Raw genomic sequence first — 22695 nt, 5'->3', positions numbered from 1 at the left:
TTGGTGTAAACATTAAGGACGACGATATGACTGATAGCAATACGGACAACAATCCTAACTATGACAATGGTCTCAAGGTACGCACTGAGGTCATGGGTGAGCAGCATGTCAAACGCTCGCTTGATGCTGCCACAGGATTTACCCAACCGTTGCAAGACTGGATTATCGAACACGCTTGGGGCAGCACTTGGCAAGATGACTCAGTATTACCACGCAAGTATCGCTCATTAATCACTATTGCCTTTTTAATTGCCCAAAAAAGCCCAAACGAGTTGAAAGGTCATATACGCGGTGCCATTAACAACGGGGCTAGTGTCGCTGAGATTAGAGAAGTGCTCATGCATAGCTTGCCGTACTGCGGTGCACCTGCTACTCAAGAAGCGTTTCGCGCTGCCATAGATATACTGAATGAGTTAGAAATCGATATAGATATTTAAAACTATGGTCGTCCGAGCAATCATAGTAATCTTAACAATATTGTTTAAAAATTGACGACCAAATTTCTGCTATAATATCTACACTCATAAAACATTCTGATAATTCCATAAACCCTTATAATATAAAGGGTTAAGAGATAACTCCATTATGACAACTGCCGTACAAACACATGTACCTGCTGCTAAGGCCAAACCAAAAAAAGCCATCCAAGGCGAAAAGCTACGTGGCTATGACAAAGTTGCCCGTATCCCAATTAAAGTAATCCCGACTGTCGAGGCAAAGAAAAAGCCTGATTGGATTCGGGTAAAAATGTCCTCGCCTGCTGAAGTTGCTCGTATCAAAGCAACCTTACGTGAGCAAAAGCTTTATACCGTTTGTGAAGAAGCGGCCTGCCCTAACCTGCCACAGTGCTTCGCTGATGGTACAGCCACCTTTATGATCATGGGTGATATCTGTACGCGTCGCTGCCCATTCTGTGATGTAGGTCATGGTCGTCCTAATGAGCTAGACAAGGATGAGCCGCGTCATACCGCTGAGACGATTCAAGGTCTACAGCTTAAATATGCCGTAATCACTTCTGTCGATCGTGACGATCTAAAAGACGGCGGTGCTGGACATTTTGTAGAAGTCCTAAACGAGTCAAGAGCGCTTAGCCCAAATTGCTTGATTGAAATCCTAGTACCAGATTTCCGTGGTCGTATGGATATTGCGTTGGATTTATTGACAGAGACTGCGCCAGATGTGTTTAACCACAATATCGAAACGGTGCCACGTCTATATAAAGCCTTCCGTCCAGGTTCTGACTATCAGCATTCGCTAGATTTGCTTAAGATTTATAAAGAGCGTCGTCCTGATATCGCCACCAAATGCGGCTTTATGGTTGGTCTTGGCGAGACAGAAGAAGAGATCTATGCCCTACTCGATGATCTAAAAGCTCATGATGTAGATATGATCACGATTGGTCAGTATCTACAGCCTAGTAAAAACCACGCGCCTGTCGATCGTTATGTCCATCCAGACGAGTTCCAACGCTATATGGACTACGGTAAAAAGATTGGCTTCTTTAGCATTTGGGCAGGTCCAATGGTACGTTCAAGCTACTTTGCCGATCGTCAGTACTACGGCGAAGACTGCCCAGCACCTATCCGTAGCAAAAAAGCATTAGAAGCTGAAGGCAAACTTGGCTGCTAATTTAGCAAAAAAGTGATGTGAAAGTGGTTGCGAACAGCAGTCGCTAAAACATTTCTTAAGAATATTAAAAAGGGTGAATAACAAATTTGTTATTCACCCTTTTTTTGAGCTTTGTTAAATTTAAGAATGATTAAACCTAACGCTTTACACGGTTAAAGTTGGCGTTGGCTTTCCAGCTGTTTTTATATTGAATGCAGCAATACCAAGGACAATAATACCACCTGCAATACCAGTCGTAATCTCAGGATAAATCAATAGTAAAGCACCAATAGCTAAGATGATACGAGTCACCGTATTCATACCGCCTCTGAAGTAGCCTTCAAGTGCCGAGCTCAGTGCAATGACACCTGTCACTGAAGTCACTACTACTGTAATAATATCTACAATAGGTGGCAGCGGGAAATCTTTTGCCGTAACTGCCAGGCCAGTTGGATCTATCATCAACATCGTTGGATTATAGATAAACATGAACGGCACGATGAATCCCGCGAGAGCAAGTTTGAGGGACAAGAACCCTGTTTTCATCGGATCACCACCGGATATACCTGCACCCGCAAAGGCTGCAAGACATACAGGCGGTGTAATATTGGCAAAGATACCAAAATAGAAAACAAACATGTGCGCTGATAAGATTGGAATATCAAAACCGGCCAATGCTGGCGCAGCCATCGTCGCCGTGATGATATAGGCAGGAATAGACGGTAATCCCATGCCCAAGACCATTGATGCCAACATCGTTAAGATAAGGGTAAAGAATAGCGATCCTGCACCTAAGGTCACGATAGATGACGTCATCACCGTACCAAAACTGGTCAGACTCACAACCCCAATGATAATACCAACGACCGCACAAGCCGCCATAACCGCTAATGACTGGCGCGCACCATCTTCTAATGCACCCAAAATATCAGAAAAACTCATGCGCGTTTCGGCACGTAGCATACTGATCACAACGGTAAAGCCAATGGTATAAGCTGCTGCATATCCCACAGGTACGTTTCTGATCAATAAGAAAATCAAAAAGACAATCGGCAATAGCATATGACCGCGGGCTTTCAATACTTCTTTGACCGCTGGTAGATTTTCTTTAGCAATACCTTTTAGATCACGACGTCCAGCGCGGAAATGCACCTGCGCGATGACGCCTAAATAGTACAATATCGCTGGTAATAATGCTGCTAAGGCAATCGTGCTATACGGCAAGCCTGTTGTCTCAGCCATAATAAAGGCACTGGCACCCATAATCGGTGGCAAAATCTGTCCGCCGACCGAAGCACTGGCTTCAACTGCACCTGCGAAATCTTTGTGATAGCCGACCTTTTTCATCAACGGAATGGTAAAGGCACCTGTACTAACCACATTCGATAAAGCTGAGCCATTGATACTACCCATAAAACCACTAGAGATGACTGCTACTTTTGCAGGGCCACCCTTTTTGTGACCAGCGATAGCCAATGCCAAATCATTAAATAACTGCCCCATTCCTGAACGTGCTAAAAACGCACCGAACAGAATGAACAAGAAGATAAAGGTGACCGATGCACCAATCGCAACAGAATATAGACCCTCTGTTTTTAAGAATAATTGACCAAAGATATCACCCATATCATAAGGGCGAGTCAAAAGTCTGTCAGGCATAAAGTCTAAATGACTGACAAATGGATAGGCCAAAAATATGCCTGCCAAGATTGGCAAAATCCAACCAGTGATACGGCGACTGCCTTCTAGTACGCAGACTACCGTAATCAAAGAAAATATCACATCGACCTGATTGGCCATACCGCCACGCGAGGTCACGATATCTTGATATTCATAGATGAGATAGCTCATACCGGATAGAGACAGGGCAAACCAAATCCAGTCATACCATGCCACACTTTTTCGGCTACTTTTTTTACTGGCTGGAAAAATCAGGAATATCAATGCAAAACCAACACCCACGTGTACAGAGCGCTGTAACAGTGCCGGCATTGGATTAAAAGTGATATATAAATGAAACAGTGAATAGAGTATACAAATGCCAGCGATAAAATACTTCACTGGTCCTTGAGTGATATGACGCGTGATTGACTCTCGGTCATATTTTTCCAATACTGCTCGGTTGACCGCATCCGCCTCAGCATCGTTATCAACTTGAGCATCTGGCATGGTAGGCACACTACCTTGATCCGTCACTTGGGAGTTCATGACAAAAGTCCTTTTTAAATCTATCAATTAAATCATACGTCTTAGGCATGATCACCACTTCAGAATAGTCTGGCACCCACTGGTGAATCAAGAAACGATGACCACCATAATCCATTTCACCTTTGGTCAGTCTAGATACGACCCAATTAAGGCGAGGCAGTTTTTCGTTAATTTGATAACCCAGATAGCCAGGCTTTTGTATAGGAGCGAGCATTTCGGTGGAGGGCGTCCCTGCACCGAACGCTTCAAAATAGGTCGTGGTCAGTAACAGCTCCGCACCTGCTGTACTGCTGCCGTCTATGCGTTGATACTGTTCTTCCCACCACTGTTTTTCTACAGAATGTATCCAACGTAGCTGAAAATCAGGCTCAGTGAAATAACAAACCTTATCATCAGCACCGTCTACGCCTGCGACTCGCACTTCAACGACAGACTGAAGCGTAGAGCCTAACCATAGCGTAAAAAAAACCAGCGCTGCAATAAATGCCGCGCCAGTTGATAACCATAATGAATTACTTGGCTGCTTGTTCGTCATAGTATTTTTTAGCTCCAGGATGGATTGGGGCTACCATGCCATCACGAGCGGTTTCTAGACTGATATCATTGGCCGCTTGGTGAGCTGTTTTTAGGCCGTCCAAGTTTTCAAACAATGCTTTGGTTAGTTTATAACCATCTGCTTCAGACAGATCAGAGCTAACCAATAATGCATTCATGATTGCTGCAGTTGGTACGGCTGTTTCGTTGCCATAAGTACCAGCAGGAATCTCAAAGGTTTTGAAGTAAGGCTTGGTCGCAATGATTTCTTTTAGCTTGTCTTGGTTGATAGTGACAATCTGCAAATCTAAGCCTTGTTCTAACTCCATCAAAGATGAGTTTGGTAGGCCGCTACTAAAGAATGCCGCTTCGATCTTACCTGCTTTCATACCATCAGCAGCTTCAGCAAAGCCTAGATAATCAACGGTGACATCATCATATGTGATACCAAACCCTTCTAGTAAAGTACGAGCATTTACTTCTGTACCAGAACCTTGATCTCCTACAGCAATGCGCTTGCCTCGTAAATCTTCAATGTTTTTGATGCCAGATTTTTTTGAGGTTACGATTTGCACCACATTAGGGTACAAAACAGCAATCTGCTGAATGTTAGTGATTGGCTGCTCAAAGTTGTTTTTACCTTCGACAGCATCCGTCACTACGTCACTCAATGCCAAGACCATGTCGACCTTGCCTTGGGTTAATAGATTGACGTTTTCAACCGATGCGCCAGTGGTTTGAGTTTTTGAGTTTACACCAAAAGTTTTGACATAGACTTCAGACAATGAAGTACCAATGATGTTGTAAGGGCCAGATGCACCGCCAGTAGCGATGGTCAAAAACTTAGTATCAAGCTTATCTGCTGCAGTATCCGTTGCCGCGCTATCTGCAGATGCAGTATCACTGCCCTCTGAGCTTGGAGATGAGCATGCGGTTAGACCTAGCGCAGCACTCAACATAGCTGACAAAAGTAATGGGGATTTTAAAGAATTAAGCATTGAATTCATCCTTGAAGTAATCGGTTTTATACGTTTAACAATATCCGTATTTATACATAAATACGTTACAGACGAGTAATAATATAGCAATTCTGTCAATAAATAAACCTTAGCTTACTTTCTATTTTTCTTTCAATACCTTATATTTAAAGCTATTAGAGAAAATATAGGTCATTCATCAATTGTACTAATATATATGTATGTTTTGCTATGCGAAACAAAGTTTCATTTAATAAATATTAAAACAAAAATTGTTGCTATTGTAAACCTTTATCGATATTTAAAGAGTATTGTCATATCGCATTATTTCTTAGGAATCTTTAGATATAGCAAATTAATGAGAATTCTCTATTTATAACTATCTCAATTTATAACTATAAGGACAAAAGTTCTGCTATATTTTATCTGAGCTATTTTTTGGTTCAGGATATTACATGGCACTAGTCTGTGTCTCTCTTTTATTAACCCATTCGGATAGTCCTTATGACAATACCTCACACGGAAGTACTAGCAACATTATCTGCTGATATTGCTATCATCGGTGGCAGCGGTCTCTACCAAATGTCATCACTGACCAACAAACGCAGTGTGACGATACAGACGCCTTATGGCAGTCCATCTGATGATATTGTCTTAGGTGAGCTTGAGGGAGTGACCGTTGCTTTTTTGACGAGGCATGGTCAGGGACATAGACTGACGCCGTCCGAAGTACCTTATCGAGCCAATATCTATGCGCTAAAAACGCTTGGGGTACGCTATATCGTCTCCGTATCAGCAGTTGGCTCATTGCAAGCGCATCTTAAGCCATTAGATATGGTCGTGCCTGATCAAATGATTGATATGACCAAGCAGCGAGTGAGTACTTTCTTTGGCGCGGGCGCCGTCGCTCATGTATCTATGGCAGACCCACTATGCCCTGCCCTAGCAGAACTCTTGACGCGCGCTTATGACAAAGCGGATATTACAGAAGGTAGCAGTCATTCTAAAGCAACTTATGTCTGCATCGAAGGCCCTCAGTTCTCAACTCGGGCAGAGTCAGAATGGTATCGTCAGATGGAGGCAGATATCATTGGCATGACCAATATGCCAGAAGCCAAATTGGCACGTGAAGCCAGTATTGCTTATGCCACCTTAGCTCTGGTGACAGACTTCGACTGTTGGCATCCGACAGAAGAAGCCGTCAGTGCCGACTATGCGATAAAAAACCTAATGAAAAATGCGGATAATGCTCAAAAAGTAATAAGGGAAGCCGTTGCTTTAATTGCCGCTGAACTGCCTGATTCAATCGCCCATAATGCTCTTGCACAAGCATTGGTCACACCTATATATGCGATGGACGAGCATACCAAGATCAGACTAGCCGCCTTGCTACCTTAGACAATAAAAAGTGGTTGAATAGATGTTTATCTGAAATAAAGATAGCAAGAGAAACGTTATAATACTATGCATATAAAAAAGGGCCATTATCTAAAATAATGGCCTTTTTTATAATTTAGCATGTATATTCGAAATTGATGCTAAATATATCACTTTGATATCAGCAACAACCACCTGCACCAGATGCCAGCGTCATAGGTTGATTAAACGGCATTAACTCACCGCAGCCCGCAAAAATACCGTAGTGACGACTGTCATCACCGATAAACTCAAAATGCGGCGCAAAGCGAGACTCTTGCAGCATGCGAAACGTATTGCCACATACTGGGAGTACCCGACCAGCTTCGATAGCATGATGTTTATCTAAATCAAACCGATGCGGTGACTGCTCGATAGTTCCTTTGTATATCACCGCTTGTCCATGATCTTCGCAAGCATCCTCAAGCGATGCTATCTTAAACAAACGGTAAGTTGCAGAGAAAAACTGAATATCACCAATTTTGGCTGCCAAAGCAGGATCTGTAATCTCAAGTGGGCGATCTTCAACCAAACGTACGTCTAAGAATCCTGCATCTCGTGACAAACGGTTAAAATCCTTCCAATACAATGCACCGCTCAAACATTCACCATATAAGACTGGGTCATCAATTAAGTGTTGCGGGATACGGCGATCGGCATAGACGTCAGAAAAATAAAACTCCCCACCAGGTTTCAGCAAACGCTGCACACTGGCCATGACCGAAGCTTTATCTGGTGATAAATTGATAACGCAGTTTGAGACAATAATATCGAAGCTATTAGCTTCAAGGTCTAGTTCATCTAGTTTCTCGATATAGCCATGCAAAAATGTCACATTGTCATAGCCAAAATTCTCGACATGATAAGCTTGGTGCTGTTTGGCAACGGCTAGCTGCTCATCGGTCATATCAACACCGACTACGTGGCCACTCTCGCCAACTAATTGTGCTAGTGCATAGACATCTCGGCCTGAACCACTGCCCAAGTCTAAAATTCGACAGCCTTCAAGCAGCGCTGGACACACCAGACCACAGCCGTAATAACGACTCAATACTTCATCGTGAATATTTGCGAGTAAGGGCTTGAGCCACTCAGGCATATTGCTAATATCACAACAAGCCGAAGTCTTTAAATCATCGGTACTCTGTAACTCTTTCCCATAGTAATTTTGCACGACGTCATGCATAACAATATCCTTATTGAATGTGCCATCCAATTAAAAGTCTTAGTAAATCATTTTAGAATATACAACTACGTTATAGTCAATCCAAAATAAAAGAAGTACAACCCATATTATGAAATAGTTTAGGTAGATTATTCTCCATCCAACCTTGTCGTAGAAACTTAGCTTGTGCCCATTTCTTTTCAATAGGATTTAAGTCAGGACTATAGGATGGTAGAAATAAAAGCCTGTGACCATGCCTATTCAGAAGACTTTTCACTCGTTTATGAAAACTGGCATTATCCATGACGATCACGCATTTAGTTTTAAGGCTTGGAATGAGCGTGTATTTGCACCAGTCATAGAATATATCGCCATTGATGTTTTTCTCAAAGTAATCAAGCGCAAAAAGCATCTTTTCATACAGAGCACCGATGACATTGGTACGTTTTTTAGCTTGCCAATTGTAGCTATCAATACAAGGTTTACCTATCGGTGCGTAGCCATAAGGACGAATAGTTTCAGCCTCAAAGCCACTCTCATCCATATAGACAACGGGATAGCCTTGCTGCTTAAAATGATCAAGCTTATTCTTATATACCGCTCTTTTTATTGGACACGCTTTTGGATGTGCTAAGGTCTTTTTTTTGGCTAATATTTAATCTTTTTAAGGCATAGCCAATACCTGATTTACTACAGTTTAAACGACGAGCTCGCTCATACAGGTAGTCATCTGGGTATTGATTAACGTCTTGTAGAAGGGCTTCATTGGGTATACTGCTTGGCGTTTTGACTCTGGTCGTTTGGATGCTTGGGTCTATAAGCCAGCGCTGTAGTGTACTCTTGCTGATATTATAAAAAATACAGGCCTGACGGATGCTCATGTCTTTTTGCTCAATGTTTTTGATAACTTGTGCTCGAAAATCTGCTGAGTAGGTCATCTTTTATATTTCTCTTTGCTTGGTTTAAAAGCATTGTACCTTTTCTATTTTGGACTGACTATAGTGAGTTTATTGACCTAGTTATTAATTATGCGTTATCAGCTATTATCGACCTTAATATTGATGTAAGAATCTAGCCAGCCTGACGGTAAATGCACTAGATCTTTAGGCTCATCAATATCGCGCAAAGGGTCAAATAGTGCCAGTGTCCAACCTAATGCCGCCATGCGCTGCTTGGTGACAGCGGCTACGCTAGCCGTACTCCAGATTATGTCCGAAAACAGGCTTTCATCAACTCGCTTAAACCCTAACAACACATAACCACCATCAGTCGCTGGAAGCATGACCGCATCGTGTTGATCTAGCTGCTGTACCGCTGTCTGAATACGTGCTGTCGTAAGACTGGGACAGTCCGTACCAATTAACACAACCTTTTTAAAACGTTGCAATGCGAGCTGACTGGCTATCAACATACGCAAACCCAAATCACCGTCGGCCTGCGCAGACCAACGTAATGAGTCAGGCAAATCAAGCGCCTGCCAACATGGATCTATTGGTGCTGGACTCACACATAGCTCAACGGGAAAACCAGTATCAATGGTCTGCTCAATACTATGCAGTAATAGTTGCCTTGCCATACGTGCAGCACCATCTAATCCTAGCGCTGGCTGCAAACGGGTCTTCGCCTTATTGGGCGCTGGATATTTTGCGAACAGAATGATGCAGGTATCTTGCTGTCTTGCAGATGAATCAGCTGTCATTATAACGGTCTCTCAATTAGTCAAATGCACCAGTATGAACTCTTTCTTATCTTGTCTATCATGTTGATAAATCAAACAACTTCACTAATTATAGTAGCGTTGCTTTAAGACGCTAGGCGATACGCCGCGCCAATAATCAAAGCGCAACTGCCACATTAGAAAAATTGTCCGCCATGTACCATGCTGCTGCCAACGCCGCGCTGAGGTCGTGACTTTGCTTTTTAGACAAGCTGGGCGAGCAATTTTCTTTAGCCGCTTACAGAGCTCGATATCTTCCATCAGTGGTTGATCAGGATAGCCACCAATCTGCTCAAACAAAGACTTTTTGATAAATATTGCTTGATCGCCAGTGGCTATACCCATTAATTGCGAGCGCTGGTTTATCATTAATCCGACGATTTTTAACAATGGCTCACGGCTGTCTAAACGGACATCAAAACGGCCCCAATCGTACTGAGCTATTGCTTGTTGAACGTTGTCTATCGCGTCAGTAGGCAGCTCGGTATCAGCGTGTAAAAATAGCAACACATCACCTGTTGCTAACATAGCGCCCGCATTCATCTGCTGAGCACGTCCTACGGTAGATTCGATAATATACCAATCAATGATTGATTGAGTAATCTCTGCATTTTTGAGCACACTCTTGGCGATAGCAACCGAACCATCCACTGAACCACCATCGACCAATATCACTTGTTGCGGTGCTGGATCGAGACGGACAATATGAGCCATAAGCTCAGGCAAGTTGTCCGCTTCATTTAATAATGGAACAATAATTGATAGGTTCAATGGATATACCGTCACGTTAATCAGCGATTAAGATTAAAAACTGGCTTATTTTTTATTCAAATTCCAGTTGTAATCGGTATAGCTTATTTTTATCTTGCCTTGTTTGAGATCCGCTGTCTGAGCTTTACTCAATCCTAGTGACGAGCTATAACGACCCAAAAACCCTGCTAAATCTTTTGTGCCACGCCAATTGGTTGCAAAGTCTTCTTTATACCATTTAAAAATTGGTGACACTCTTAGCCTATCGCCTTTAAGACTGTTTCGGCTACTGTCTGCTAAAAACTTAGACGTTGCCTGCTCTAATTGACTGTCTAAACGCTTGCCGGTAAAGGCATTATCTTGCAATGCAGGGCAACCGATACTGGCACAATTGACTGCAAAGTGAATGCGCGGATCGTTGTAGCGTTTAGAGCCACGAATGAGATTGTGCTCGATATCATCAAGTGAACGCGTCTTACCAAGTAGCGAAACAAACTCTTGCTTCCATGGTGACCCAAACAGTCCGCCGATGTCTTTGATAGATTTGACGTTTGGATATTTCGTCAATACCAAATCAACCGTACCAGCGTTATAAACGTTGATTAAAAATGCCAACTGCTCGTTTTTACTCCAACGATTGAATTCTGATTGAGACACTTTGCTCGTCGCCTCTAGATAGCTTGTCAGCTTGCTCTTATCTGCTTTCATGCCAGCATAATTGACCACTGAAGCTTTACCACCGTTGGTCATGGTCACATGCTTATTTAATAAACTATCCCAACTCTGATGATTAAAGTCAGCATGAGCGGCCACGCTTGCTAATAAAATAGTCGTGGCAATCACTGGTTGTGCGAACAATGTTTTCGCGGAAAAGTTAAATACTGACATAGGACTTACTCCGTTTACACTGATTGTTTTTTACTTAAATTTTTTATTTATACTAAAAGCACTTAGGCTTAAAGCACCTATGTTTAAAGTGCTTATATTGAAAGTGCTTACATTAGAATGGCTAAGGCGTGTCTGCTAGCACTGGCTCTACTGCCTCTTCTTCTAACGCGCCGCCACAGCTACTACCCTGTCCTGCTGTACAGCCATAGCAGTGGTCAGCAATGGCAATGTCATCGCCAGACGGGTTCTGCGTTAACAAATCACTTAGGTGTCGCCGTGTTTTATTTGGTACAGGCATCTCTAACTGCTGATTGAAATCACAGTCAAACAGCTCACCCAACCAATTGACACTAATGGTCGAACGGCACATGACTTCGGCCAGATTAGCAGCCATATAATTGGCTTTAAGCAAATCCATATACGGGTGGAACTGGTCTTTTGCCAGTAGCACCGCCCCAAAACGCTGAATCGGCATATTTGTTAGGGCAAATAGATGGTTAAACTCAATATCAAAGTGCGCTTTTAACTCACGCTTATAGTCGGCTTCAAGCTGTTGTTGATTGGGCGGTAGCGTCGCACCTTGCGGATTGAAAACCAAGTTTAATGTTAAATCTGAATTAAGCTTGCCATACCCCAGCTGATTGAGCTTCTGTAATCCCAATATACTGTCGTCAAACGCGCCTTTACCGCGCTGTTTGTCTACATTTTCTAAGGAATAACAAGGCAAAGAAGCCACCACTTCCACTTGGTTATCTGCTAGAAACTGCGCCATACCCTCATAACCCTCTTCCATGAGAATGGTCAGGTTACAGCGGTCTATTACTTTGACACCTAATGCCCGAGCGGCCTTAACCAAATACTTAAAATCCTCATGCATTTCAGGCGCACCGCCGGTCAAATCAAGCATATCGATGTTTTGTGCTTGCAATACCTCTGGTATCAGCTCAACCAACTCACGTGACATCATTTCAGTACGATAAGGGCTTGCAGCCACATGACAGTGCACACAGGACATATTGCATAAGTAGCCCATATTGACTTGTAATATCGTCAATTGACGTCGTTTTATCGCTGGAAAATCAGTATGCTCAAGTAACTCGATAGTTGATTTCATGGTGGTCTAAAATCCTGTTAGCAGTACAACTAAAAAAGGATAGCAACGTGACATTAAAGATTAGAAAACACAGATAGCGCATTGCTTTTACTGTTTATTTATAAGATTTACAACGTAAAACCTGATTGCTCACTTTACGGTTTATCTAATCAATCATACCTGATTATCAATAAGCATTGACAACTAATCATATGGATTTTATGGTTTATTCTAAATGAGCATTAACCTTCGTTAGTTCTTATCAGCTTCGTCAATTCTTATTAACTTCGATAAAACGCTTATCGATATACTTCTTGAGATGCCATACCCAGCGGCCTTGTAGGTTTACATTACCCCAACTACCAATGGCGTATTTATCACCGCAAGACAGCAGATATAGCGTGCGTGATTTTGGCTGATAACTCCTCATTACGTTGTCACCCAGATAGGCCAATAGATTATCGGCTTCGACAGCACCACCATGCACCGAGTGAACCCCCGAGTGCGCCACGTATTTATCGATTCGTGTCGCCACATCACCAACCGCAAACACATTAGAATGAGAGACGCTCTGTTGCTTATCGTTTACCGCGACAAACCCATCACCTTCTATATCCAAATCCGTAGAAGCTGTCCATGCCGACCCTATGACGCCAGTCGCAGCGATGACAGCATTGATGGGCAATGATTTATGGGTGGTCGATAATTTGCCATCACGATAATCGGTCGCTCGTTCTCGAATTATCGTAATGCCATGGCGATGTAACTGCTGAACAACTCGGTGACGAAAGCCTGAGTTAAACCCTGACAATAGATTCTCACCGCATACTAATGTCACCTGATGATTACGATTGATGTTCCGTAGCGCGACTTGGGCTGCCATCACCAATTCTATGGCCGCAGCACCTGCCCCGATAATAGCCAATTGATACTTTTCAGACTGCTGAGCTTCCTTTAGAATCCGCTGCCATTGTGTGATGAATGTTGATAACGGTCGTATGGCAATCACGTCAGTATCATTATTGGTAGCGCCAGTATTGTTATCGTTACTGTCGCTTCTGTACTCGTTGTAGCTATTGTGGTCAGGTTGCCAACGCATGTCTGTATCTGCGCCCGTATTTAGAGACAAGACATCATAGTCAAAATCCGTTTGTTCATCGCCAGTCGTAACCACCTTGTTTGACGCTGCGTTTACTTGTACAAGCGATTGCTGAATGAATCGCACGCCTGCTCGCACACAAAGCGATTTGACATCGATACTGATATTATGCAATTGATAATGCCCTGCCATCCAACCCGGTAACATGCCAGAATAGATGGTTTGCGGCTGCTCGCTAATTAAGTGAATGTCTGCCTCTGTCGTATCAGCGTCTTTTAAACGCGCTGCGCTAAGTTGGCGCAACATGCCAATGTGAGCATGACCTGCGCCTGCCAATAGTAGTGTCTTTTTCGGTAAAAATTTTGTCATAGATGATTTTATCAAAGGGGTTGGCGGTTGGTTGCTGTTAGTGTTTGATGGGATGTTGATTGATATAAATGACTTTAAAAACTCATTTAAAAGTATCATATAAATAAGACCAGTCTGTTGCGGATGAACAGTAAGAGCGTAAATGGCTTATGTGATTCATGTGACTTATACGGATTCAATCATAGTTACTGCTTTAACCGTTATTAGTAGAATGATATTTTGTATAACTGAATTAAAATCATAAAATAAGGTGAAATTATTTATCATCGCCCAGTACAATAGGACATTATAAGAGCCGCATAATAAATTGCGCTGCTTGACCCATTATTTGAGAAACATCGTCAAAACCGTTAATGAAAATTATAAGTAATCAAGGAACCTTACATGAGTACCAATATCGATACCAATAACGATCACATTTTGTCTTCTGACAATATTCACTACTTGCACCATGATTTTTTTGAACCAAGTAGCAAAGACGTCGAGATTAGCGCGACTTTATTGATTGTGCATGGCATGGCAGAGCACAGCGGGCGCTATAGCGATTTTGCACAGTTTTTGGCAGATAATGGTATCGCTGTGGCGACTTATGATCATTTGGGTCATGGACAGACTATCAAGACTGAAGCCGATCTTGGGTTTTTTGGTGAAGAGCATCCGGTACAGTCGCTTTTGAAAGACGTGATAGTCATGGCCGATAGCCTAAAAGACCGTCATCCAGACGTCCCGCATTTTGTGATGGGTCACTCGATGGGCTCATTTATCGTACGCAATGTACTCAAGCATCATGCGCATAATTTCACAGGTGCCATCCTAATGGGTTCCGCAGACACTAACCCACTGGCCAAGGTTTTACTACCTATTAACAAGCTACTGGCCAGAGTCGCCCCAAGACAACCGAATACAGTTTTTGCCAAGGTAATGAATAAAGTCCTGAACAGCCAACTATCTGATCGCAATTCGTCCTCACAGTTTGCGTGGCTCAGTGAAAATACCGCAAACATTGAAGCCTATGAAGCCGATCCTAAGACTGGTTTTGACTTTACCAATAATGGCTTTATGACATTGTTCACGCTCATGGATACTGGACTAAATAAAAATTGGGCTACCACTATTGCCAAAAACTTCCCAATGCTGTTTATTAGCGGTGAAGATGATCCGATTGGTGAAATGGGTCGCGGTATACGTAGGGTTGTCACACGTTTGGACAAGCGTCATTTCAGTCATGTCGATATTCAGCTGTATCCTAATATGCGCCATGAAGTGCTGCACGAAAAGGATAAACAGACCGTTTATCAAGATATTTTAGAGTGGATAGAGACCAACACGACAGACGATTAAATCATGATTAATGAGTTGTTTTGAGGGGATATCTGAAAATAACTCATTTAATATTGTCACAATAAGACCCTCAACGCGTTTGCTAAAAGCGGTCAAATTAGCGACAATACGGCAAGCAAGTTTTTGGACCAAGCCATACCTTGAATTTTCTTTAGGCTGGGTCATATAAGCCTTTAACCATAACATTAAGATCACCCTCCCTTTCATTCATTTTAGGAACCTTTATGTCATTACAACAAACCATCGAACAAGCATTTGAAAATCGCAACGAATACAGCCCAGCCAATATGCCACAAGACGTGCGCGATGCTATCAACCAAGTACTTGAGCAACTAGATAACGGTAGCCTGCGCGTAGCAGAAAAGAAAGATGGCGAATGGGTTGTCAATCAGTGGGCCAAAAAAGCCGTACTATTGTCTTTCCGTCTAAACGACAACTACGTCCAAGCTGCTGGCGAACACGTACAGTTCTATGACAAAGTACCGACTAAATTTGCTAACTGGACTGAAGCACAGTTTAAAGAAGCAGGCGTACGCGTTGTACCACCAGCTGTTGCTCGTAGAGGTTCATTCATCGCAGCAGGCGCAGTATTGATGCCGTCATACGTCAACATCGGTGCATATGTCGATCAAGGCGCAATGGTTGATACATGGGCGACTGTTGGTTCATGTGCTCAAATCGGTAAAAACGTGCATTTATCAGGCGGCGTTGGCATCGGTGGTGTATTAGAGCCATTGCAAGCAAACCCTACTATCATTGAAGACAACTGCTTCATCGGTGCGCGCTCTGAAATCGTTGAAGGCGTTATCGTTGAAGAAGGCGCTGTCATCTCTATGGGTGTCTACATCGGTCAATCGACGCGCATCTATGATCGCGAGACTGGCGAGATTCATCGTGGCCGTGTACCAGCAGGTTCTGTTGTTGTACCAGGTAGCTTACCGTCAGAAGACGGCACTCACAGCTTGTACGCTGCTATCATTGTGAAAAAAGTTGACGCGCAAACTCGTGCAAAAACATCAGTAAACGAGCTATTACGCCTAGCCTAAATACTTAGTACGTACCATTATTTGGTACATAATATTGTTTTATATGAAGATGCTGGAGGATGACTCCAGCATCTTTTTTGCAGCTTAATATAACGCGTTACGTTATAATCCTCTTTTAGTTTGTCTTTATACAAACACAAAATCATTCGTACCATCCCCTGCCTTTTTATTACGATTGATAAGCGCTTCATCGTCTTATCGACCTTTAACTGTATTTGAAATATTATGAGTGAATCATCATTACGCACCGCCGCTATCCCTGTCACTGACCCTGAAGCAGGGTTGCGTCTGACTGAGATTTTTTATTCCTTACAAGGTGAGGCAATCACCTCAGGCTTGCCGACGATATTTGTACGTCTAACAGGCTGTCCGCTGCGCTGCGTCTATTGTGATACCGAATATGCTTTTACTGGCGGCGAACGTCAATCATTAGAAACCATCATAGAAACCATCAAAGGTTATCCGTGCAAGCGCATCTGTCTGACTGGTGGTGAACCATTAGCACAGCCAAATGCCATTGAGTTGATGAAACGTTTGCTGAGCGATGGGTATGAGATATCCCTTGAGACCGCAGGCGCACTCACGGTAGAAAACGTGCCAGCAGCAGTCAGTAAGGTAATGGATCTCAAAACGCCAAGCTCAGGCGAAGTCGATAAAAATCTATGGTCAAACCTCGACTACCTCACTCAGCACGACCAGATCAAGTTTGTCATTATGAATCGTACAGATTACGACTGGGCAAAAGCTAAATTGACCGAGTATAAGCTAAACGAATTGGTCGGTACGGTGTGGTTCTCTCCAATGTTTAACGTCGCAGATGATGTCGATGAACAGCTAAGCCCTGAAGTACCTGTATTGGCGCGCGAGCTAGCAGAATGGATGTTGGCTGATGCCTTGCCAGTTCGCTTTCAGCTGCAATTACATAAAATCATTTGGGCAGATGCCAAAGGCAAGTAACTATCAGCAAGTAATTATCAGCAAGTAACAAACAAAAAGTGTGAACACGTTGAGTGCCATGGATAAGGTAGCGGTATGATCAAACTCATTTTACTGGGCTTGCTAGCAGGTGCGTTTTTTAGCTCAACATTTATCTTAAATGAGCTTATGAGTAGCGCAGGTGGACATTGGTTTTGGTCAGCGAGTCTGCGCTATGTCTTTATGCTATTGATTATCACCGCCGTTATTACGATGCAACATGGCTTTGGTCGTATTAAAGCGCTAATGAGAATTTTTCTACAGCATTGGGGCTTTTGGTGCATTACTGGCAGTATTGGGTTTGGACTGTTTTACACCGGTATTTGCTATGCCGCAGATCATGTTGCGGGATGGGTAGTAGCGGCTACCTTTATGTTTACCGTCGTCACCAGTTTGCTTGTGCTATTAGCATTTGGTCAACGTTTTGATAAAAAATTCATCGTATATGCTGTCATTGTCTTTATCGGTGTAGCACTCGTCAATATCAGTGAAGGTCTGCATGCTGCTTCTATAACCGACACCGTCCCCATGTCTGACATGCTGCTCTACGGTGCGCTACCCGCTCTTATCGCCGCTTTTAGCTACCCAATTGGTAACCAGCTGGTTTGGCAGGCTTCTCATAATGCCCGCCAGCGCAATACTGAATTGCAGAAGGCAGCAGAGTTGAATGCTCAACAATCTAGCATCAGTATTGGTATTGATATCAGTGAGCAGAGTGAACCGCTCATATCCGAAGCTTATGATTTGCCAGCTACGACATATGATGCTACCGACCTCGATAGCGTACTTCAAAGTAACAACACTGCGGCAACCTCATCCCTACAAAATCTAATTGCTCGTATTCCTTCTATCGAAACCACGCTACTGCAAAATGCCTTTAACAAAGTGTGGCTAATGACTCTTGGGTGTTTGCCATTTTGGCTGTTTTTGGGCATTATAGTGCGCCCTGACCAGCCCCACGCCTCACAAATAATCAATACGTTGCTCGTTGCTCTATTAGCAGGCGTGGCAGCGACCACTATATTTTTGTATGCGCGCGAGCAAGCTGTTACTTCAAGCGAGGTTGCAGGCGTTGACTCAACCCAAGCCAGTGAAGTTATCTTTGCTTTGATTGGGGGTATATTACTGTTAGATAACGCCATACCTTCGGCGATGGGACTGGTCGGTATAGGGCTAATTATTGTAGGGCTGATATTCTTTGCAAAAGATGGCTAAATGGCGCTATAACACTACGCCCATTTCGTCAAATTTATACATTGAATAGCCACCTAAAAAACACCTATCACTTTGATGATCTCGATTTGGTACTATAACCATGGGTAATGCTTTGATTTTTCCTGATATTCTATTATATTTATTGGACATGGTTGGCATTATTGCCTGCGCGATTGCAGGGACTTTGCTTGCGCAGCATAAAGGCTTCGATATCGCTGGTTGTATTCTGGTAGCGATGGTCAATGCCATCGGCGGTGGTACATTACGTGATATGGCTCTCGACCGCCATCCTCTATTTTGGATGACTGACCTTAATTACGTGATCGTTATCACGGTGACCTCTCTTATCTTACAAATATTCTTTCACCTTTATCATAAGATTGATAATGCGTTAAAGCTCTTTGATGCCATTGGGTTGGCCGCTTTTAGTGTCATTGGTTTTAAGGTGGCCTTAACCCTAGATATGTCTCCCCTCATTGCTATTATGATGGGCGTCTGGACTGCCATCATTGGTGGTTTGCTACGTGATATCATTTGTAATGAGATTCCGCTGGTACTACAGCGTGAGATTTATATTACTGCCAGTATCGCAGGGTCTGTGACCTATTTATGCTTACAGTATTTTGGGGTGGGCGCCAGTCTCAACGAATTTATTATGCTGTTTGTCATCTTCGCGGTACGTATGCTCGCGCTCAGATTCGACTGGCATCTGCCTTCTATTCGGCTCGTAAACTGATTAATTGAGCAAGACTCTGCTGAGATAGCCTTTGTTTGACTGACAATAATTGAAAATAGTGAGAACTGCCCATGTTGGCTATCGTATTGGACCCTACCGTACTGATCACTACTTTTGACCCGCGCTCTTTGATATATTTCTTCGATATGATTGGCATCATCGCCTGTAGCGTCTCCGGAACGATACTTGCCAAGCACAAAAACTTTGACGTCTTCGGCTGTCTGCTCGTGTCTATTGTCACTGCTATCGGTGGCGGTACGGTACGTGATGTCATTCTGGATCGCCATCCGTTATTTTGGATGGTAGATATGAGCTATCTGACCCTCATTACGATTTCATCGCTAGCGATGCAGATATTTTTTCATCCAAACTCCAGACGAGTGGATAAATTCCTCAAACTATCTGACACCATTGGCTTGTCAGCATTTACGCTGATCGGTATCAAAGTCGCTGATAGTATGGGTGCCAATGTGCCTGTAGCACTATTGTTAGGTGTGATTACCATCGTGGTTGGTGGCATCATTCGCGATATGATTTGCAATGAGATTCCATTGGTACTACAGCAAGAGATTTATATCACCGCAGCGTTGACAGGTGGGGTTCTGTACTTTGCTCTAAAGAATTTAGGCGTGACAGATTGGGTAGCTGACATCTCTACGATGAGTACGATTTTTACTTTGCGTATGCTGGCCATTCGTTACGATTGGCAGTTCCCCACATTAGAGTGGAAATACTAATACTAGGGCGTGTCTTCATTTCAAAAATACCAACGCGCCCATATTTGAGCGCGTTTAGTATTATCGGTTTGACATTGTCGCTTTACCCTTGCTCTACCACAGCCAAATCCTTGACCATCAGCTGTAAGCTTTGTTTGCCATTCCATTCATTGATGTCTAGCTGAAATAGCAAATGGACTTGCTTAGCACGGTAATCCCACGCCTCATTATCGAAGTTAAAGCAAATTGCCTCTATCGGATATTGAACGTCTGGATAGCGCAGCGATAACTTAAGATGTTTGTCTTTTAAAATCTTGAAGCTTAATACCTCAAACACACCATCAAATATTGGTGGCGCAAACCCATGACCCCAGATACTGGCATCGGCTAAATGCTCGGCAAACCATAAGCTAAAATCGCTTGCTTGCAAAGGTCCATCGGTGAATTTTTGCTCTGCAAATACCTCATCATCCATCTGAGCCATCACTTCATTAAAAGCGGTGACAAATGCCTCAAAGTTGCGGCGCTTGAGGGTTAAACCTGCCGCCATCGCATGCCCACCGAAGTGACTGATCAAGTCTGGATAACGCTCAGCAACTTGTTCAATCGCATCACGAATATGTACGCCAGCGATAGAACGCGCAGAACCTTTAATGGCACTATCTTCATCCGTTTGTTCAGTGTCTGCTGGTGCAAAAACGATACTGGGTAAATAATGGCTTTCTTTTAGGCGGCCAGCGACAATGCCGATGACTCCTTGATGCCAGTCGTCTTGGTACAGAATAATACTACGCGCGCCTGCATTGCTGGCTTTAGAAGTGGAGACAGCTTGAGTAATTGTGTCATCGTTACTGGTATTATCATTATCATTGATATCGCCACTCATACTCTCGTCGCTATCATCTTTATTAGCCAATGCTTGTACGATACTATCAGCTTGCGCACGCATCTCGCCCTCTACATGACGACGCGTACGGTTCAGCTGCTCAAGCTCTTGTGCCAAACGTTGTGCGGTGCTCCAGTCTTCAGTTAATAAGCATTCGATACCGATGCGCATATTATCCATACGCCCAGCTGCATTGATACGTGGCCCTAATACAAAACCGAAATCTTGTGCATGAAGCTGCTTGGGATCACGGCCCGCTTGCTCAAGCAATGCTAATATTCCCATACAGCAGCGGCCTTGACGAATAGCCGATAATCCATGATATACCAAGATACGGTTGTTTTTATCGAGTACCCCAACGTCTGCAATCGTCCCAAGTGCGACCAAATCCAAATATTGGCTAACCTGTACCGTAGACTTGCCAGCTTCGCGGCGCAGCTTTGCTAAGCGTCCGAGCACATAAAACGCGACTCCAACTCCGACCAGTGCTTTACTGGCAAAGTCACAACCTAGCTGATTGGGATTGACTACCGCTTCCGCAGGTGGCGTCTCTTTGGTCGTGAGATGATGGTCAGTGATAATCACCGTGATACTATCAGCTTGGGCTCGCGCTACCCCTTCATGACTTGAGATGCCATTATCAACCGTCACTATCATATCTGGCTGAAAAGTCTCAATACCTAACTCGACAATCTCTGGCGTCAGGCCATAACCGTACTTAAAACGATCTGGCACTAGGAAATCAACGACCGCACCCATCTTTGTGAGCGCTCGCATCATTAAGGCCGTACTGGTAGCACCATCACAGTCAAAGTCACCAACGATCAGGATGCGCTGATGCTCATCAATGGCCACATCTAATAAGCGCACGGCTTCTGTGACACCGTGCAGGGCCTCAGCAGGCAATAGACCTGATAGGCTAGTCTCCAGCTCATCAGGCGCAGTGATACCTCGCCCTGCATACAGACGGGCAAGCGTGAATGATTGAGCGGCAAATGGTTGCAGCGCGGCGGGCAACTCGTCGATGCGAGTGCTGGTATAACGGGGGGTTAAATTTAGCATGAGCGTATTCTACTGGCTTTAGTAGAGGGTCACAATGACAATTTATACTACCTCTGTATATCATTAGGCATTGTACAACTTGATGAATAATGCCCATATATTAGTGATAATTGAGACTGCCATTTTTATAGCTTATATAAACCACCTTCATTTAATCACTTACAAAAAAGGTGCACAGTGTGAGTAATTTCATTCATTTTGCTACAAAGCAATGATTGTAAGCCACGCATAAATCCATAAAATAGTAAGCAACTGAAGGATTTGTTATCTATTGAACTTTTTATCATTTATATTTTAATTATTTATAAGGACACTTTATGAAAACCACGCCACTTGCTGAAAAACTTCCAAATACTATCGACCCTAACCTAGACCTTGATAAAGTTAAAAAAGAATGTCAGGGAATGGTAAAAAGACGCGCTAGAGTTTCTGCTGGTGTAGCGGTTGTGCCAGTACCATTTTTTGATGTGGCAGTTGACGCGGGCATGTTGACGCAGTTGATTCCAGAAATTAGTGAGCGTTTCGGTCTCATTGAAGACCGTCAGTCAGCCATTAACTTGGAATCTCGCGAAGTGCACTGGAGCGCAGTAAAAGATCGTACGGTAGATTTCGCTGGACTCATGGCAACACGCGGTATCGTTAAGAAAACCATTCAAGGTTTCGGTGGTCGTATCGCTGCCAAACAAGTGACTAAGTTTATCCCACTTGGCGGTCAATTGGTTGCTGCGACTATGGGCTATACGATTTTTAAGAAAATCGCTAATGACCATATCAACGAATGCTATAAATTGGCAAAAGATATCCAGCAAAAAGAACACGGCAAAAACGTATAAATAAGCCAAATAGCTTAGCCTATATCAAGCCAGTTAAGTGATTACTTAGCTGGCTTTTTTG

Annotated in this window: 22 protein-coding genes; 10 read left to right on the top strand and 12 right to left on the bottom strand. The window is 43.3% G+C overall.

Going from position 1 to position 22695, the window contains the following annotated elements; genetic code table 11:
- Positions 1 to 26: 26 nt before the first annotated feature.
- Positions 27 to 437: a carboxymuconolactone decarboxylase family protein gene (locus tag QL886_RS03130; RefSeq protein WP_057760859.1), complete on the top strand. Its 411-nt coding sequence runs from the start codon at positions 27 to 29 to the stop codon at positions 435 to 437.
- 148 nt (positions 438 to 585) lie between these two features.
- Entirely contained in the window at positions 586 to 1629 is a 1044-nt protein-coding gene (gene lipA / locus QL886_RS03125) for a lipoyl synthase (RefSeq protein WP_057760861.1), read from the top strand.
- A gap of 144 nt (positions 1630 to 1773) precedes the next feature.
- Here the strand turns inward: lipA and QL886_RS03120 are convergent, their stop codons facing one another.
- From QL886_RS03120 to QL886_RS03110, 3 genes are read right to left on the bottom strand one after another with little or no spacing between them, the layout of a single operon-like run.
- The gene (locus QL886_RS03120; protein ID WP_290177691.1) at positions 1774 to 3777 is read right to left on the bottom strand and encodes a TRAP transporter permease; all 2004 of its coding nucleotides are present in this window, start codon (positions 3775 to 3777) and stop codon (positions 1774 to 1776) included.
- A 10-nt stretch (positions 3778 to 3787) separates the two neighbouring features.
- Positions 3788 to 4351, bottom strand: coding sequence for a DUF1850 domain-containing protein (locus QL886_RS03115; RefSeq protein ID WP_102092356.1), 564 nt, complete (start codon positions 4349 to 4351; stop codon positions 3788 to 3790).
- Positions 4329 to 5348 carry a TAXI family TRAP transporter solute-binding subunit gene (locus QL886_RS03110; RefSeq protein ID WP_290177610.1) on the bottom strand — a complete coding sequence of 340 codons (1020 nt, stop codon included), beginning with the start codon at positions 5346 to 5348 and terminating at the stop codon, positions 4329 to 4331. Before QL886_RS03110 ends, QL886_RS03115 begins: the two co-directional genes overlap by 23 nt.
- A gap of 483 nt (positions 5349 to 5831) precedes the next feature.
- On the opposite strand from QL886_RS03110, the gene mtnP reads away from it, so the two are divergent.
- Positions 5832 to 6725 (top strand): S-methyl-5'-thioadenosine phosphorylase, encoded by an 894-nt coding sequence (mtnP, locus tag QL886_RS03105; RefSeq protein WP_290177609.1) that lies wholly within the window; start codon positions 5832 to 5834, stop codon positions 6723 to 6725.
- Between the two features lie 160 nt (positions 6726 to 6885).
- Here the strand turns inward: mtnP and QL886_RS03100 are convergent, their stop codons facing one another.
- The 8 genes from QL886_RS03100 to QL886_RS03065 form a co-directional block, all read right to left on the bottom strand.
- Positions 6886 to 7929 carry a methyltransferase domain-containing protein gene (locus QL886_RS03100; RefSeq protein WP_290177608.1) on the bottom strand — a complete coding sequence of 348 codons (1044 nt, stop codon included), beginning with the start codon at positions 7927 to 7929 and terminating at the stop codon, positions 6886 to 6888.
- Positions 7930 to 8005: 76 nt separating this feature from the next.
- Complete coding sequence (locus tag QL886_RS03095) at positions 8006 to 8518, bottom strand: IS630 family transposase (RefSeq protein ID WP_240990771.1); 513 nt, start codon at positions 8516 to 8518, stop codon at positions 8006 to 8008.
- Positions 8499 to 8846 carry an IS630 transposase-related protein gene (locus QL886_RS03090; protein WP_165597456.1) on the bottom strand — a complete coding sequence of 116 codons (348 nt, stop codon included), beginning with the start codon at positions 8844 to 8846 and terminating at the stop codon, positions 8499 to 8501. Before QL886_RS03090 ends, QL886_RS03095 begins: the two co-directional genes overlap by 20 nt.
- Before the next feature lie 98 nt (positions 8847 to 8944).
- On the bottom strand, positions 8945 to 9607 hold the full coding sequence (locus tag QL886_RS03085) for a TIGR04282 family arsenosugar biosynthesis glycosyltransferase (RefSeq protein WP_290177607.1): 663 nt from the start codon (positions 9605 to 9607) through the stop codon (positions 8945 to 8947).
- An 84-nt stretch (positions 9608 to 9691) separates the two neighbouring features.
- Positions 9692 to 10411, bottom strand: coding sequence for a TIGR04283 family arsenosugar biosynthesis glycosyltransferase (locus QL886_RS03080; protein WP_290177606.1), 720 nt, complete (start codon positions 10409 to 10411; stop codon positions 9692 to 9694).
- Positions 10412 to 10441: 30 nt separating this feature from the next.
- A complete protein-coding gene (locus tag QL886_RS03075; RefSeq protein ID WP_290177605.1) occupies positions 10442 to 11263 on the bottom strand; it encodes a DUF547 domain-containing protein in 822 nt (273 codons plus the stop codon).
- 121 nt (positions 11264 to 11384) lie between these two features.
- Positions 11385 to 12377 carry an arsenosugar biosynthesis radical SAM (seleno)protein ArsS gene (arsS, locus tag QL886_RS03070; protein ID WP_290177604.1) on the bottom strand — a complete coding sequence of 331 codons (993 nt, stop codon included), beginning with the start codon at positions 12375 to 12377 and terminating at the stop codon, positions 11385 to 11387.
- A 250-nt stretch (positions 12378 to 12627) separates the two neighbouring features.
- Positions 12628 to 13824, bottom strand: a complete 1197-nt coding sequence (locus QL886_RS03065) for an FAD-dependent oxidoreductase (protein WP_290177603.1) — start codon at positions 13822 to 13824, stop codon at positions 12628 to 12630.
- Between the two features lie 384 nt (positions 13825 to 14208).
- Between QL886_RS03065 and QL886_RS03060 the strand changes: the two genes are divergently transcribed.
- The 6 genes from QL886_RS03060 to QL886_RS03035 all read left to right on the top strand — a co-directional run bounded on the left by QL886_RS03060 (position 14209) and on the right by QL886_RS03035 (position 19874).
- Positions 14209 to 15165 (top strand): alpha/beta fold hydrolase, encoded by a 957-nt coding sequence (locus QL886_RS03060; protein WP_290177602.1) that lies wholly within the window; start codon positions 14209 to 14211, stop codon positions 15163 to 15165.
- A gap of 224 nt (positions 15166 to 15389) precedes the next feature.
- Positions 15390 to 16211, top strand: a complete 822-nt coding sequence (gene dapD, locus QL886_RS03055) for a 2,3,4,5-tetrahydropyridine-2,6-dicarboxylate N-succinyltransferase (protein WP_057760881.1) — start codon at positions 15390 to 15392, stop codon at positions 16209 to 16211.
- Positions 16212 to 16436: 225 nt separating this feature from the next.
- On the top strand, positions 16437 to 17168 hold the full coding sequence (gene queE / locus QL886_RS03050; protein WP_057760883.1) for a 7-carboxy-7-deazaguanine synthase QueE: 732 nt from the start codon (positions 16437 to 16439) through the stop codon (positions 17166 to 17168).
- A gap of 75 nt (positions 17169 to 17243) precedes the next feature.
- Positions 17244 to 18401: a multidrug resistance efflux transporter family protein gene (locus QL886_RS03045; protein WP_290177601.1), complete on the top strand. Its 1158-nt coding sequence runs from the start codon at positions 17244 to 17246 to the stop codon at positions 18399 to 18401.
- A gap of 100 nt (positions 18402 to 18501) precedes the next feature.
- On the top strand, positions 18502 to 19137 hold the full coding sequence (locus QL886_RS03040; RefSeq protein ID WP_201567407.1) for a trimeric intracellular cation channel family protein: 636 nt from the start codon (positions 18502 to 18504) through the stop codon (positions 19135 to 19137).
- 71 nt (positions 19138 to 19208) lie between these two features.
- Positions 19209 to 19874, top strand: coding sequence for a trimeric intracellular cation channel family protein (locus tag QL886_RS03035; RefSeq protein WP_057760888.1), 666 nt, complete (start codon positions 19209 to 19211; stop codon positions 19872 to 19874).
- An 82-nt stretch (positions 19875 to 19956) separates the two neighbouring features.
- Here QL886_RS03035 and recJ read toward each other — a convergent pair whose 3' ends face one another.
- On the bottom strand, positions 19957 to 21801 hold the full coding sequence (gene recJ, locus QL886_RS03030; protein WP_290177600.1) for a single-stranded-DNA-specific exonuclease RecJ: 1845 nt from the start codon (positions 21799 to 21801) through the stop codon (positions 19957 to 19959).
- Positions 21802 to 22118: 317 nt separating this feature from the next.
- Between recJ and QL886_RS03025 the strand changes: the two genes are divergently transcribed.
- Entirely contained in the window at positions 22119 to 22634 is a 516-nt protein-coding gene (locus QL886_RS03025; protein WP_057760892.1) for a hypothetical protein, read from the top strand.
- The last annotated feature ends 61 nt before the right edge of the window (positions 22635 to 22695 follow it).

This window comes from Psychrobacter sp. APC 3281, assembly GCF_030407815.1.
Lineage (GTDB): Bacteria > Pseudomonadota > Gammaproteobacteria > Pseudomonadales > Moraxellaceae > Psychrobacter.
Note: the sequence above shows the minus strand (reverse complement) of the source record. Positions and strands in the feature narration are given on the sequence as shown.